This window comes from Nostoc sp. (assembly GCF_036917615.1).
Taxonomy (GTDB): Bacteria; Cyanobacteriota; Cyanobacteriia; order Cyanobacteriales; family Nostocaceae; genus Nostoc.
In genome coordinates this window covers 152,920-166,002 of sequence record NZ_JBALCZ010000069.1, presented here as the reverse complement: position 1 = coordinate 166,002, position 13,083 = coordinate 152,920, and the positions used below count along the sequence as shown (strand labels likewise).

Annotated in this window: 8 protein-coding genes and 1 pseudogene; 6 read left to right on the top strand and 3 right to left on the bottom strand. The window is 43.0% G+C overall.

The genetic code is table 11. The annotated features are described in order from the left end of the window. Nucleotides 1-29 precede the first annotated feature (29 nt). Both V7K85_RS25515 and V7K85_RS25510 read left to right on the top strand, forming a co-directional pair. Nucleotides 30-1,337, top strand: coding sequence for a CO2 hydration protein (locus tag V7K85_RS25515; protein WP_334817755.1), 1,308 nt, complete (start codon nt 30-32; stop codon nt 1,335-1,337). 232 nt (nt 1,338-1,569) lie between these two features. Next, on the top strand, nt 1,570-1,902 hold the full coding sequence (locus tag V7K85_RS25510) for an endonuclease domain-containing protein (protein ID WP_334817753.1): 333 nt from the start codon (nt 1,570-1,572) through the stop codon (nt 1,900-1,902). A gap of 309 nt (nt 1,903-2,211) precedes the next feature. Here V7K85_RS25510 and V7K85_RS36670 read toward each other — a convergent pair whose 3' ends face one another. Further along, complete coding sequence (locus V7K85_RS36670) at nt 2,212-2,736, bottom strand: response regulator (RefSeq protein WP_442940622.1); 525 nt, start codon at nt 2,734-2,736, stop codon at nt 2,212-2,214. Nucleotides 2,737-2,748: 12 nt separating this feature from the next. Next, nucleotides 2,749-7,866: a PAS domain S-box protein gene (locus V7K85_RS25505; protein ID WP_442940619.1), complete on the bottom strand. Its 5,118-nt coding sequence runs from the start codon at nt 7,864-7,866 to the stop codon at nt 2,749-2,751. A gap of 802 nt (nt 7,867-8,668) precedes the next feature. Here V7K85_RS25505 and V7K85_RS25500 point away from each other — a divergent pair. Continuing rightward, nucleotides 8,669-9,154, top strand: a pseudogene (locus V7K85_RS25500) (GNAT family N-acetyltransferase); the annotation flags it as partial. A 385-nt stretch (nt 9,155-9,539) separates the two neighbouring features. Here the strand turns inward: V7K85_RS25500 and V7K85_RS25495 are convergent. After that, nucleotides 9,540-9,899 (bottom strand): Rieske (2Fe-2S) protein, encoded by a 360-nt coding sequence (locus V7K85_RS25495; RefSeq protein WP_334817751.1) that lies wholly within the window; start codon nt 9,897-9,899, stop codon nt 9,540-9,542. 345 nt (nt 9,900-10,244) lie between these two features. Between V7K85_RS25495 and V7K85_RS25490 the strand changes: the two genes are divergently transcribed. From V7K85_RS25490 to V7K85_RS25480, 3 genes are all read left to right on the top strand, one after another. Further along, nucleotides 10,245-12,098, top strand: a complete 1,854-nt coding sequence (locus V7K85_RS25490) for a vWA domain-containing protein (RefSeq protein WP_334817748.1) — start codon at nt 10,245-10,247, stop codon at nt 12,096-12,098. A gap of 197 nt (nt 12,099-12,295) precedes the next feature. Next, nucleotides 12,296-12,508, top strand: a complete 213-nt coding sequence (locus V7K85_RS25485; RefSeq protein WP_334817746.1) for a hypothetical protein — start codon at nt 12,296-12,298, stop codon at nt 12,506-12,508. Between the two features lie 143 nt (nt 12,509-12,651). Beyond that, a complete protein-coding gene (locus tag V7K85_RS25480) occupies nt 12,652-13,077 on the top strand; it encodes a type II toxin-antitoxin system VapC family toxin (protein ID WP_334817744.1) in 426 nt (141 codons plus the stop codon). Nucleotides 13,078-13,083: the final 6 nt, after the last annotated feature.

Sequence of the window (13,083 nt, the reverse complement as noted above, 5' to 3'; positions counted from 1 at the left end):
ATTTACGCAATTTAGCAAATACTATTACCATGACAGCAATTAAGATAGCGACTAAGTTACCTTCTTCCAAGCATGAATTTGCCGAAGTAATTCATCGCCTAGAAGCAGGCGGTGCAATGTTACCCGATACCCCAGAAAACTTAATGCAAATCATCGGGTTATACAAAGCTTATGCTGTGCCGATGGACTTTTACTGGCGCGACCTACTTTATATTGCTGAACGCGAATTTTTAAACCCGCTTCCCTTGTTTAAATACTTCTTACCCAAAGAGTATTTAGAACTGCATAATCATTACGCTGGCGATGATGCCGATTTGCGAATTTGGCGTGGTGAAGCTACTGCACATCCAGAACTTTTGGCATTTATTGAGAGGGGTGAAACTTTTAAAATGCCAAAGTTGCTGCACCACTTGTTCCACGACCGCATTAACATGGAATTTGCTGAAGCTTGTATGCGGGCGATGTTGTGGCATAGAGGGATGGGTGGACAATTTGACCCTTACCTAGATTCTGAAGAATACAAAGCCAACGCTGACAGGGCAATTAAAGCTTACTTCCAAGGCAATCCTGTAATGCTGGGACTTTACAAGCTGTTCCCCGATATGTTTTTAGAACAGTGTCGCCAGATGTCATACTACGCTAATCTGGGCTTATTCTGGGAAGTCATGGCCCCGGTATTCTTTGAAATGTCCGACCGCTATGATGAGGGCACGATTACCAGCGTCCCAGAAGCAATGAGTTTCTTAGTTAATGGTATATTTGCGATCGCAGGTCGTCCCATTTACCATCACGTTTATATTCGTGGTGAATGCTACGAAATTATCCCCAAATCCAAGGGTTTCATGTGGCTATATGAAGCCGCATTACCCTATGTAGAAGCAGTTTTCTACCGCACTGCACCCTTCCGGGGGACAAAATCTTATAATGCTCAAGCGCGTCAAGTACCGGAAGACCAAAAAGATTTTCACTATGGCATTCTTTACGCTGATGTATTTCCAGTGGGTACTGCTGGCATTCCCCCGACATTATTAATGCAAGATATGTTGCATTTTTTGCCACCATATCTTGTTGATTACTACAGCCAACATTGCCGAGGTGAAGAAGATATGTTGATTCAGTTGGGAGTTAGTTTTCAACGGTCAATGTACTGTGTCACTTCTGCGGTAATTCAAGCCTTGCGTACTGCACTTTTATATCCTTTAGATGACCCAAATCCTAAACATTTGCAAGCCAATCGAGATTTTTTTGAGATGCAGCTAAATCGTTTTACTCGACCCGAATATAATATTCGTGATGCTGCACGTTTGCGAAATATTCAAAAGCAAGATTATAGATAAGAGATCCCCTCAACCCCCCTTTAAAAAGGGGGCTTTTTTTACTAATAGTGGATTTACGGTTTCTCTTTATAATATCTGTGGAATAGATTAAAATCATGCCCTTAATAAATTAAATATTCAAATCCCTCCCTTGAAAAGGGGGGCTAGGGGGGATCTTCACCCGTATCCACAAATGTCTAGATAAAAAAGCTTACTCCACTCAAATTTTCACTTACCCTACAACCCGAAACTTGTGGAAAGGGCAAAGGAACTACGAAAAAACATGACCCCAGCAGAGAAAAAGCTGTGGAATAACTACCTAAAAAACTTGAAATTTAGATTTTTAAGGCAAAGACCAATTCATAACTTTATTGTTGATTTTTTCTGTGCAAACTTGAAATTAGTGATTGAGGTTGATGGTGATAGCCATTTCACCGATGAAGGTAAAGATTATGATACAGAAAGAACAGCGATACTAGAAGGTTATAGACTAAAGGTGATGAGATTCACCAATAATGATGTTTTAAACAATTTTGAAGGGGTGTGTCAACAGATAGAGGAGGTTATCACTTTTACTAACAGTTAGTTGAGATTCCCTCCAACCCCCTTTAAAAAGCCATACGCTTGGTGTTAGTGATATTTTGCCCAGGAAGATCCCCCCAATCCCCCTTAAGAAGGGGGGCTTAATTCAAAAATGCTTGCTCTTATCCCCCCCTTTTTAAGGGGGGTTAGGGGGGATCTTATTGTTACCCAATCTACAATAGACCTCTTGCATAAATGCTTAAAATGTCATATTGAGCGGAGCGAAACAGAGTAGTGAGATTCTTCTCTGCACTGCATTCCGCTCAGAATGATATTCCTGATATTTGGACTTTTGCAAGAGGTCAAATTCTTCTTAACTAGATAAGACTCCTGTAATACTCGTCAATTCCATAATTTTCTCAAACTGAAAATCATGAGCGAAATTCTTAATAAAATTTCGCAGTGCAGCATTTTCTGAAGGAATTTGCTCAATCAATTCTAAAATCAGGTCATCACTGCATTGGGCTGCGGCAGTATACACCTGTTTCACCCATTCAGGCGACATTTCAGATAATAAATTCACTAAATCCGTAAGCGTCAACATTGATTCTATTTCCTGTTGGTTTGCGTTTGCTATCTGATAGCTTTCTTCTTGATAAATATATTGAACTCCTAAATATTCGCTCAATTTTTCTAGTAATTGTTCCTCGCGGAAAGGCTTGTTAATATAATCATCACAACCCGCTTTGCTCATTGCCTCTCGCTGTTCCTCAAAGGCATTAGCGGTTAAGGCGATGATAATAGTCTTGCAATTTTGGATTGAGGTTTCTTCTCTAGCTTTAATAATTCTTGTGGCTTCATAGCCGTCCATAATCGGCATCCGCATATCCATTAAGATTAAGTGTGGTTGCTATGTCTGCCAAAGTGCGATCGCTTCAGTGCCATTTGCTGCTTCTTGGACTACAAAGCCGATAGATGTCAGAATTTTCACTAGGACTAAACGGCTGTCTGTGGCGTCATCAACCACCAAGATCCGGTATTCACTTTCAACGGACGCTAAACTAATAACTTGGCGTCTAATCTGCTTGATCTGGATTTCGCTGGCTACGGCTAGACCAATTTGAATATCAAAAGCAAATTTACTTCCCTCGCCAATAGCGCTGGAGACGCTAATATCTCCTCCCATTAGTTGCACGTATTTGCGGCTAATTGCTAAACCTAGTCCAGTTCCCTGTTGCGATTTCCTTCCGGTTTCAGTTTGCCCAAAAGCTTCAAACAGCAAGTCAATTTCTTGTGGAGCAATACCGTGACCAGTATCTTGTACCTCGAAGATTAGAGATTGGGCATTAATTATTCTCCCCTGCTCCCCCTGCTCCCCTACTCCCCAGTCCCCATTGCCCCTTATCCCCAGAGGGGGCCCCGAGTTCCACAGACCCACCTGCAACATCACCCTCCCAGTATCGGTAAATTTGATTGCATTTCCCAAGAGGTTAAGCAAGACTTGACGCAGTTTACTTTCGTCAGCTTGGATATACTGGGGGAGGTGAGATGTATATTCAAAAACCAATTCTAATCCTTTGGAGGTGGCGCGGAAGCGCAACATCTCTTCGAGGTTTTCTAAGAGGCGAATTAAGTCAAAACTGTTGAGATTTAATGTGATTCTGCCGGCTTCAATTTTAGACATTTCCAAAATGTCATTGATTAAGTTAAGAAGATGTTCGCCAGCCCGATTGATGATTACTAGGTTTTGCTGATGTTCAGTGGATAAAGCATGATCATGGCTCATGACTTGGGTAAAACCAAGGATGGCGTTGAGTGGGGTACGTAGTTCGTGGCTCATGTTGGCGAGGAATTCGCTTTTGGCGCGGTTGGCAGCATCAGCTATGATCACAGCTTCTTGCAATGCTTGTGACTGCCTTTGGGTTTGTGCCAGCAATTGTGCCTGCTGTAAAGCAACACCCAACTGATTGCCAATTTGAACTACGATGTTAATTTCTCCTGCTTTCCATTGGCGGGGATCGGAATTTTGATAACTCGCCAGTAATCCCCAAAGCTGACTACCATATAAAATGGGGACAATAATGTAGGCTTTAGCCTGAAAGCGCTCTAAAAGGTTGATATAACAAGGATGAAACCCAGCGTTGTAAATGTCTGGGACACAGCGGAAACTTGCACCTTGGGTTGTTTGCAGATGAGGATCTTCCACCTGGTTATCCGCGCTATCCAAAATTTTCGCTAGGCAAAGACCGTCTTGTAAGACACCTTCTGTGAGATCAGGGTCATTGTTGTGTTCTTCTATCAGAGAAATCCAACCATTACCCACCGATTCGGAGACAAATTCGCCACTCCAGTGGGGATTGAAACGATAGACAACAACCCGATCGCAGTTAAGCACTTGCCGTAATTCTTGGGTTGTAGCCGCAAATATAGTCTCTAAATCCAGTGTTTGGCGCATCCTTTGAATCACTTGGGCGATCGCTCTTTCCCGTTCTGCACTCTCACGCAAGGCTTCTTCTGCCAATTTTCTCTCAGTAATATCTGTAATTGTACCGATGTAACCTTTAATTTCTCCATGATCACCAAATTCGGGCAATGCTTGAGCAATTACCCAGACAACTGCGCCATCTGGATGTAAGAAGCGATATTCTGACTGGTACGGGACTTTCCCTGCGGCTGCTTCATCCCATAAACTCAGCACGCGATCGCGGTCTTCTGGATGTAAAGCATTTATCCAACCTTTCCCCAGAGACTCTTGTAGGGAAAGTCCGGTAATCTGAGTGCAGCGCTGATTTAAATAAAACCAATTGCCATCTATATCTGCGTCAAATATACAAACTGGTGAGGCTTCTGCTAAAAGTTGATATCGCTGCCTACCTTGCTGCAAAGCCAGTTCTGCCAGTTTAGCATCGTTGATGTCTGCCCAATAACCAACGCATTCTATAGGGTTACCAACTTCGTCACGGATTAACCTCATCTTTTCGTAAAACCAGTGATAAGTTCCATCAGCGTGTAACCAGCGATATTCGTAAGAGCTGTACTCCCGTTCAACAAGCTTATTAAATTTCCCCAAGATGAGTTCAACATCTTCTGGGTGGACGTGATGCAGCCAGAAACTGGGATTTTCGATAAATTCCTGGGCTTCATACCCAACCATTGCCTTAACGTTCTTACTAATAAAGGTAGTGCTAAAATCTCCTGATGTTTTGCTGCTATAAATGACCGCAGGGCTAGAGGTGAGCAGATATTGTAGGCGTTCGTTGGCTAAACGCAGTTCTTGTTCGATACGTTTGCGATAGCTAATTTCTACTAAAACTGTTCCCACACCAGAGGGGCGATCGTCCTCACCAGGAATCGGAAAATAAGAAGCTAAGAAGTGGCGGATAATATCTGGTTGTTTAATTGATGCGCCGCTTAATTCTTGGTTGAGAATGGGTTGACCAGTCAACAGAACCTGATGATAGATTGGTTCCACTAGGGGGGCGATCTGGGGTAAGCCTTCATGGATGGTCTTGCCAATATGATCTTGCTGGGGTAGTCCATTAATCTCCGCCAGCAGTTGGTTGATTTGCACAAACCGCAGTTGGTTATCTACAATGTTCATGCCGACAGGAGCACTGCTGAAAAAGGCGTTGAGGCGAGCTTCTCTGAGCGCTAGTTCTTGTTCTAGGGTTTTGCGCTCAATCAACCCACCTAACTGATCAGCAACAGCATTTACTAGCAAGAGCAAACGTCTATCTACCAATACTGAGCTACGTTTAAAAAACACTAAAACAGCTAATACTTGGTTTCCAGCCAGTATGGGAACACCAAAACTAGCTTTTAATCCTACCTTTGCTGCTTGTTGCGATCGCAAAAAAACTGGCTCTGTAACTTGACAAACATCTTCTATCCATTCTGCTTCCTGGCTTTGCCAAACTCTTCCTGGTAGTCCCACTCCCAGAGCAAATTTGATAGTTTGGCTTTGGCGGCAGAATTCTTCTAAATTGTCCTGCTCACCGTACCAGCCCAGACTGTGTTCTAAAACAGTATTATCTTCATTAGGTATCCATGCTTCACCAAAATCCCAGCCAATGGTATGACAAATTAAGCGCAAGACCACTGCTAAAGCGCTATTGACATCACTGGCGCGAGTGATAGCTTGGGTTGTCAACAACAGCAAACGGCTTTCATTTTCTGCCTGCTTGCGTTCAGTAATGTCTTTCGCTGTGCCCAGTATGTACCATTGCCCATCAATCTCGATCATTTCCGCACTAAACAGTGTTGTCCTAATTTCTGCTGTTGAAGTGCAGACATCAACCTCATAGTTGCGGATGGCTTTTGTTTTTTGCAGCATCTGGGCGAGGAAATTATATTCTTCTGGATTCGCCCAAATATTCAATTCTTGCTCGGTGCGATCAATAATCTGAGAATGAGAATAACCAAAAAACCGACAAAAGCTGTCGTTCACTTCGACATAGCGGTTGTCGGGAACAGTAATTAAGGCAATTGGATCAGGAGATGACCGAAAAGCTGATGCTAACTTCTCTTCAAAAGCCCGTCGTGCTGCTTCTGCGCGTTGGCGTTCTCTTGCTTCCAATACCAAGGATACTAAATTGCCCAGAGAGCGAGCGAAATTTTGGTCTTCCAGCGTCCAATGATGAGTAACTCCTACTGCCTCCATACATAAAACTCCTACGGTATTGCCCTCCAGCCTAATAGGTGTATCGAGTATAGAGGTAATGCTTAATCTTGAGTAAGATGCAGAAAATTCTCTAGTTCTGGGATCGGTATGGGCATCATCTGCGGCGATGGGTTGGTCTTGCTGCAAAGCTGCAAAATAAGCTGGATAGTCTGCTGCTGTTAAGGAAAATCCTTCACTATGTTGATTACGACTGGCCTCAAATCGGTCAAAACACCGGATTTTCGTGCCTATTTTGTCATACAGCCAAACACTGGTTCGTTCCACCCCAATATTTTTGACAGCTGTTTCTGTGATTTTACTCAAAGCTGTTTTCAAGTCGCCCTGATAAAGCGTCTGATTTTGTGCGAGTTGGGTTAGCACTAGGTTATGATTGCGGAGCTTAATCGCACTTTCTTGGAGTAATTTTTCTACTCCTCGACGCTGTGTAATATTACTAGCAGTGCCTGTCATGCCTATAACCAGACCTTCTTCGTTGCGTAAGGCGATCGCATTAAACATTAGATAAAGTAAAGTACCATCTTTAGCGACACAGGTAGTTTCATGCTGGAAGATCGGCTTTCCCTGAAAAACACGCTCAAAGGCTACTTTATCTTTAGCAACTTGTGTCGGCGAGATGAAATCAGTCAAGGCACGCCCGATTATTTCCTGGGGTTCGTAGCCATAAATCTGCTTGACTGCCGGATTGACAAAGGTAATTACTCCATCAATGTCCACCGACCAGATCATATCCTGGGATGTCTCCACTAGGTGGCGATACTGACTTTCACTCTTCTTCAGAGCGGCTTCGACTAAAAGGCGTTCGCTTTGGTAAACTTCTTTACAAAAGGCTTCGCCAAGGCTAACAGGAATTTCTTTAAAAATCTCTTCTATTTGTTTGTTGCGAATATTTAACTCAACAGCAACCCGCTGACGCTCTTTAATCTCCTCTTGCAGTTGGGCGTTTTGTTCTTTTAACTGTTTTTTTAGCCTTTGGAGAGTGAGTTGATTTTGTATGCGTAACAAAACTTCTTTAGTTTGGAATGGTTGAGTAATATAGTCAACATCGCCTAAATCCAAGACGTTAACTTCTTCAGATAATTCATCTAAAACACCGAAAAAAATTATCGGAATATCTTGAGTTTTCTGGTTAGCTTTCAAACGTTGATAAACTTCATAACCATCCATCTCTAGCATGAGAACGTTTAGCAAAATCAAATCAGGGGGAGAAGCTAGCGCCGTATTGATTGCCAATTGTCCAGAAAGGGCACTTTGCACCTGATAACCTTGGTGTTGTAGGATGTCTGATAAAAAATGTAAATTCTCTAGCTTCTCATCAACTAATAAAATTTTTATTTTTTGAGCATCCATATCAGTTACTAAGTTAATTGTCAATCAGGAATAAATTATTGAATCAAACCGAACATGAAATTAGAAAGCAAAACTCTGTTACAAGATTATAAATAAAATCATCGTCGCTTACCACCAGACTTCGGCGCAAGGTCTAGAGTATCGCTATCAAAAAGAAAGGCAAAAGGTGAAGCAATGCGATCTTCTCCCTTGACGCTAGCCTCTCCCATAAAAGCTATGCATTACCCGGATCTTTCTTAACATAGGTGTAAGGCAGACGCGGAGGGGATAACAGAAATACAGCAGATTGCAACGCCGGTGAGGTACAGATGATTTTAAGGGCACAGCAGTGCTGTGACCCTACCTGTGTAATTCATTTACCTGCAATCTGCTGTAAATAACGGCTGTATAATTCACAAAATAAACGGAAAAATGTAGTGCGAGGGCATGGGGCGATCGCCTAACGTGTCAGAGGCAATCATTAACTAGTGATATTAGATGGAGAATCTGAATGTAGAAGTTAGGACTTACGCATCATACATATGTACTATACAAAATTTGGGCTTTTGAGCTATATATAACACCTAACCAGTAAATATACGACTAAATCAGCGTTGTGAACAGCTCTTGAAACGGATATGGGTAATACACATTAGGATTAGTTTGTAGACTGCGTAAGTCTTATATATTAGCCCTTTCAAGGTGGGTAAAATTTTTGGACAATAGATGTTGAAGATGAGTTAGTCCAAGCTATTCGGTGTAGCCTGTTAGTGCAGCGCTAGATCAGAAAATGAAAATGTACTCTCAATGACTTTGTTTAGAACCACTAGAACCGGATCATGCCGAACTGCTTTTTGATGGATTACAGAGTACGAGTATATACGACTTTATCGAAGATGTGCCGCCACAAAGCGTCGAATTGCTTCGCGATCGCTACATGATGTTGGCACGTCGTCAATCACCAGATGGAACGGAGATTTGGTTGAATTGGGCTGTCTACTCTCTTGTAGAGAGATGCTATGTTGGATATGTTCAAGCAACAATTACTCTAGATAACAGTGCAATACTTGGATATGTTTTTTTCCCTAATTTCTGGGGAAAAGGTTATGCAGGCGAAGCGGTGAATTGTATGATTAATTATTTAGTTGAGACATATCAAAATCTTGATTTTTGCGCTGACGTTGATATAGAAAATCATCATTCTATTGCTTTATTGCATAATCTGGGATTTGTCCGCTCGACATTTTTTCAAAATATTAAATCTCCCCAATATGAATTTAAGCACGAAGTCCAGTACCGAAAACGCTGATGTTTTGAAAACACGCTTTTTTCGATATACTGATGAAGCCACACGAAACACCCAGTATTGGCATTATCTCTTGATGTTTGTATCCACATAGCAGCATTTAGACTACCATTGTTCGCGTGATTTTATGCTGAACTTGACTATTTTTAATAAAATCTTCCAATCATTGCATCCACATTCCTACACCTTATATTTTTGTAGCGCTCAAATGAGGCTTGAGCAAGCTATGGAAGCGGAGGTTGCTTTTTTGTCAAGCCTCCGTTTCCGATATTTCTATTGTCCTTCAAAAAGGAATAGGCAAAATGTTAGCAAAAGTTTGAGTAAAATTTTGTAGCTTACTCGCAACTTTAGATATTTGCCCAATAGCAGTAAATTCAGCCAGAGGGTGCTATTCCTCTTGCACATCAATCCAGATACTGCCCTCTTCCACACGAATTGGAAATACTGGCAGTGTCTTCGGTTGTGAAACCAACGAGAGTACTTTACTTACACCAGGTGGCCAGGAACACCAGCCTTGTACCTCACCAGTCCGCAGGTCAAAAGCACTGCGATGGAAGGTACAAACAATTGCCCCACTTTCAGTGATTTTCCCACTTTTCAACGGTAATTTTAAGTGGGGACAGTTGTTATCTACAGCATAAAGCTGACTTTCGTGATTCAAAAGCAGAATTTTCTGGTTACCAACTTTCACCACTTGTCGCGCACCTGGGGAAAGTGCTTCGACTGCAAGAACTTTAGTCCAGCTCACAATGGTTCTCCTTTCTTAATAGATCTGCTTTCAGTTTCCCGTAATTGTGACCAGTGCGATGTCTGACAAGAAGCCGCAAAGCGTCTACGCCTTTCAGTACTGGGGAGCGGGGAAGGATAAAGTCAGTATGACCACAAACTTTTCCCCAAAAAGCGATGTCTAAGACATGCTCCCTCTACGAGAGGCTACGCCAATGCTGGGGAGATGTCACAACTATAAAATTTTACATCAAATTCTATCTTGCTACTGAATAAACTGATTTCTGGGTAAACTAAAAACAGCACTTCCTATCTTGGCATCATAGGGCTTGTAGCTTATAACAGACAATTTTGAGGGATATAAAAAATGATTAAGACAAGTTACGAATTTGACCAGTCTATCCTCCCCGCAGGATCTTCATTAAAGACTAATATTCTGCTACGTTTTCGGGCTGACATAGCTTCATCTCCCCGACGTCACCTTAACCTTTCTCTTGTAATTGACCGTTCAGGCTCTATGGCAGGCGCTCCCTTGCATCACGCACTCAAAGCCGCTGAGTCTGTGGTAGATCAACTTGAGCCAGATGACATTCTCTCAGTAGTTGTTTACGACGATGAAGTGGACAGTGTTGTGCCACCCCAGCCAGTGACTAACAAGGCCGCACTGAAAAATTCTATCCACAAGGTTAGAGCAGGCGGTATTACCAACTTATCGGGGGGATGGCTCAAAGGTTGTGAACATGTGAAGACGCGACTTGATCCGCAAAAAATCAACCGTGTTCTCCTGCTTACCGATGGTCACGCCAATATGGGCATTCAAGACCCCAAGGTACTCACGGCGACATCGGGGCAAAAAGCTGAGGAAGGCATTACCACAACTACGTTAGGTTTTGCTCAGGGTTTCAATGAAGACCTATTGATTGGTATGGCAAGGGCCGCCACGGGCAACTTCTATTTCATTCAGAGCATCGACGAAGCAACTGAAGTGTTTGGTATTGAGCTAGACAGTCTCAGAGCAGTAGTAGGACAGAATCTTAAGGTGACACTTGAGTTGGCTGATGGTGTTAGCCTTGTTGATACCTTAAGTCTTGCTAAAGTTACCCAGAATGACGCTTCTCAAGCTGTCCTCACCTTGGGAGAGCTTTACGAAGGCGAAGACAAACTTCTCGGCTTGAGTCTGGAGATATCAAGCGCTCAAGTTGGTGAGTTACCTGTGATGAAACTGCATTACAGCGCCGATGTTGTGCAAGATGACCTGATTCAAAGTGTGTCAGGTACAGTAGATATCGTTGCCAAAATTGGCACCGTTGAGGAAGCAGCTTTTGCCTCTACGAGCCATATCATTCTGGAACTGAGTCGCCTGACGATCGCTAAGGCCAAAGAGACTGCCCTCAATCTAGCTGAACATGGCAGGCATCAGGAAGCTGAAGAAATCCTCCGGGCGCTGATGAAAGATTTGCGGGATAAAGGATTGAATGAGAATTTTGAAATTGCTGAGGAGATTGATCAGCTTGAGTATTTCGCGGGTCGGATCGCCCAAAAAGCTCTAGGTAATGCCGGACGTAAAGAGATGCGGGATCAGACTTACCAGACGATGACGCGCAATCGCAGCGATCTAGTGGGTCGCGGTGTCACTGCTGGCGATGATGTGTATGCGATGCCGATTGTCAATGAAGTTGGTTCAGGTGTTCAATTGTGCTGTGTTCGTGAAGGGGGTAAACTGCGAGTCAAAGTCATATCCGAAGGCTACGATTCAACCATGAATGTCCAGTTTCCTCGGGCCATTCGTGCCGAGGGAGCACGCTATGTTGTTGAAGGACTGGAACTCTCAAGCGATGGCACTTTCTACCGTGTACATGGTAAGATCACCCGTTTTGCTCAACCCGGTGAAGCAGATATTTTCGTTGCCCCTAGACAATCGAACCTAACTAACACAGGCAAAGCCTCCAAAGGCCCTGCCAGTGCCGCGGATCTTCCCACAACTGACAGTGTTGGGGACAGCATTTTAGTTCAGTGTGTCAAAGATGGCAGCAAGCTACGCGCTAGGGTGGTTGCCGACGGATATGAACCAGATTGGAACATGCGTTTTCCGCGATCGGTTCGCGAGGAAGGAATGCTTTACCTGGTTGATGAAGTCAAAACAGCACCTGATGGCAAATCCTATATTGCATGTGGTGAAATTAAGCGATTTGTCCAACCTACCATTACTATGTCAAGTTGAAATTGATGGGTAGACAAGCTCTTGGTAAGGACTTTAGTCTTTATTTTGTAAGCACTAAAGTCCTTACTACAAACCATCAAAACTAGTTTGACAGACCACTATTGACTCAGAGTAAAATTCCACGAAGCCCAAAAGACCAGGTGTTACTAATCGTCGTTATATAATACCTCTAGCCCCTTTATCAACCAGAGGCTTCCATGACTCCTCAGCAACTTGAAGAACGTTCTCAACAACTCGAAGCACGAATCTCAACATTGGAGAGAGAACTGGCGCAGATGAAGCAAATGCTAGCAGAGTCCCTTCAGAAAAAAGAACCCTGGTGGTTGAAAATTGTAGGTACTTTTGAAGATGATCCCACTTTTGATGAAGCTGTTCGTCTAGGACAAGAATGGCGAAAATCTGCTAAGTAGGTAGGCATAATTAAACCGAAATGTGTAAAATTATGTAAAGTGCCAAAAACGCTTTAGATATAAGCTTTTAAGCAATTTACATTTCTTAATCTAGTTGTCTTTTTTAGCGTCCACCTACTTAAGTAGATTGTAGACATTTCACAATGTACATTCTTGATACCGACCATCTCAGCCTCATCCAGCGCAATGGACGGGATGGGAAGCGGATTCTGACAAGGCTGGCAGCCATTGAAGAAGTTGAACTTGCAGTCACCGTGATTACCTATGAAGAGCAAGTTAGAGGTCGGCTCGACCTCCTATCTAGATCAAAAACGTTAGATGAACGAGTTTTTGCTTATCAAGGGCTACAACAACTTGCAACAGACTACCGCTTTATCGTGATTATCCCTTTCAACCGGACAGGAGCTTTGGAACATCAACGCTTACGAAAAGCCTATCCTCGTCTGGGGAATATGGATCTAAAAATAGCTGCAATCTCCTTGACCAATCATGCGACTCTTGTTACCCGTAATCAGTCAGATTTTGGGCAAATCAGAGAATTGCCAACAGAAGATTGGTCAAGAGAATAGGTACGC

Bases quoted from the DNA above. Each gene is read 5' to 3' on its own strand.
- V7K85_RS25485 (WP_334817746.1), top strand. From the start codon at position 12,296: ATGACTCCTCAGCAACTTGAAGAACGTTCTCAACAACTCGAAGCACGA.
- V7K85_RS25515 (WP_334817755.1), top strand. From the start codon at position 30: ATGACAGCAATTAAGATAGCGACTAAGTTACCTTCTTCCAAGCATGAA.
- V7K85_RS25505 (WP_442940619.1), bottom strand. From the start codon at position 7,866: ATGGATGCTCAAAAAATAAAAATTTTATTAGTTGATGAGAAGCTAGAG.
- V7K85_RS25490 (WP_334817748.1), top strand. From the start codon at position 10,245: ATGATTAAGACAAGTTACGAATTTGACCAGTCTATCCTCCCCGCAGGA.
- V7K85_RS25480 (WP_334817744.1), top strand. From the start codon at position 12,652: ATGTACATTCTTGATACCGACCATCTCAGCCTCATCCAGCGCAATGGA.